The sequence below is a fragment of the Neisseria sp. P0021.S005 genome (genome assembly GCF_051956955.1).
The window spans coordinates 1-2,169 of the sequence record NZ_JBQCWY010000524.1; the positions used below are offsets into that span (position 1 = coordinate 1).

General features: G+C 49.9%; 1 protein-coding gene. It reads left to right on the forward strand.

What is annotated here, in order from left to right; all coding sequences use genetic code 11:
* Nucleotides 1-41 precede the first annotated feature (41 nt).
* Nucleotides 42-2,033: a DNA polymerase III subunit gamma/tau gene (gene dnaX / locus ACTHUE_RS16400; RefSeq protein ID WP_107792444.1), complete on the forward strand. Its 1,992-nt coding sequence runs from the start codon at nucleotides 42-44 to the stop codon at nucleotides 2,031-2,033.
* Nucleotides 2,034-2,169 lie beyond the last annotated feature (136 nt).

The following is a 2,169-nucleotide window of genomic DNA, read 5'->3' on the forward strand; positions in this document are numbered from 1 at the left end:
TTTCAGACGGCCTTCCGATTTATTTCCCGTAGAGAAACAACATGGCTTATCAAGTTCTTGCACGAAAATGGCGTCCGAAAACCTTTGCCGATTTGGTCGGTCAGGAACACGTCGTCAAAGCCCTGCGCAACGCGCTGGACGAAGGCCGTCTGCACCATGCCTATCTGCTGACAGGGACGCGCGGTGTGGGCAAGACCACGATTGCCAGGATTTTGGCCAAGAGCTTGAACTGCGAAAATGCCGTGCATGGCGAGCCGTGCGGTCAGTGTGAAAGCTGTACGCAAATCGACAGCGGCCGTTATGTGGACTTATTGGAAATCGACGCGGCATCGAATACCGGCATCGATAATATCCGCGAAGTATTGGAAAATGCGCAATACGCACCGACTGCGGGTAAATACAAAGTCTATATCATCGACGAAGTGCATATGCTTTCCAAAAGCGCGTTCAATGCCATGCTGAAGACTTTGGAAGAACCGCCTGAACACGTTAAATTCATTTTGGCGACCACCGATCCGCATAAAGTCCCCATTACCGTATTGAGCCGCTGTTTGCAGTTTGTTTTGCGCAACATGACAACCCAACAGGTTGCCGAGCATTTGGCACATGTCTTGGACCGTGAAAACGTTCCTTATCAGCCGCAGGCTTTGCAGCTTTTGGGACGTGCCGCCGCCGGTTCGATGCGCGATGCGTTGAGCCTTTTGGATCAGGCGATTGCCATGGGTTCGGGTAAAGTTGCCGAACAAGATGTCCGCCAGATGATCGGAGCGGTCGATAAACAATATTTGTTTGAATTGCTTGAAGGAATCATCAATCAAAACGGTGAGGCCTTGCTGGAAAAGGCTCAGGAAATGTCCGCCAGAGCGATTGGTTTTGACAGCGCCTTGGCAGAATTGGCTATGTTGTTGCAACGTTTGGCTTTGATTCAAACCATTCCTTCTGCCTTGGCAAATGACGACCCTGAGCGTGAAACTTTGCTGCGATTAAGTCAGGCTTTGAGTGGCGAGCAGGTTCAGCTTTATTATCAATGTGCTATTCATGGTAAACAGGATTTGCCGCTGGCTCCGGACGAGTATGCCGGTTTTGTCATGACGCTTTTGCGCATACTTGCATTTGCGCCGTTGGCTGCTTCGGGTTGCGATACGCAAAGTCAGATTGAACACACGGATTTGCATTCCGACCATCAGAAAGCTGAGGCCGAAAAAAAGCCTTTTCAGCTGCCGAAATCTGAACCGATAGCAGCACCGGTGGTTGAGAAAGAGGCTGTTCCGACCAAACAGGATATCGTTGAAAGGCCGTCTGAAGAAACTATTCAGTCTGCTCAACAACAGACGGATGTACCGCCTTGGGAAGACATGCCGAGCCAAGTATCGGCTGAGCCGCCTCAAATTCAAGCGGCGCAGAAGCAAGAAGCTGCGGAGCCATTGCCTGTTGCAAAAGTTCAGACGGCCCCTGAGCTGGAAGAATATCCGCACATGGATGAGGAAATTCCGCCTCCGTATTTTGATGAAGCATATACATATGAAGATTCGCATCATGCTGATGTGATGGAAGTACCACAGCCGGTTGTGTCTGAAGAAGAGGAGGGAGATGAAGAAGAGCTTCAGTTCGCTCCTTTGCCTGAGTTTAAAACTGAGAATTGGCACAGCATTATCGAACGCTTTGCCCGTAAATTAGGCGCGGCGCAGATGTTAGCGCAAAATGCGGCATGGACGAGTTATGATGCGGAAGCAGGTTTAATCATGCTGTCGTTGACGGATGAGGCCAAAGCTACTGCCAATAAAGAGCGCTTGGACAAAATCTGCCAGACGTTGAGCGAGGCTTACCATCTTGGCAATTTAAGGCTGCAAACTGAGCCTTGGCAGGATGATAAAGGCTGGGAAACGCCGGTGATGCGCCGCAAACGTATTCAAGAAGAAGGGCGGCAGCAGGCGCAAGATTTGCTGGAAGCGGATACAACGGCGCAGAAAATCTTGCAAACCTTTGAAGCGCAATGGCTGCCGGATTCTTTAGAGTTGGCAGGACATTCTTAAAATACTGATATACAAGGCCGTCTGAAAGGCAATAGCGTTTTTCAGACGGCATGAGTGAAACCCATTTATTCAAACCCATAGGAGTAAAACATGTTCGGAAAAGCCGGATTAGGCGGCCTGATGAAACAGGCTCAAC

What these genes read in the sequence shown, in the direction of transcription:
- dnaX (WP_107792444.1), top strand. Translation starts at nt 42, where the DNA reads ATGGCTTATCAAGTTCTTGCACGAAAATGGCGTCCGAAAACCTTTGCC.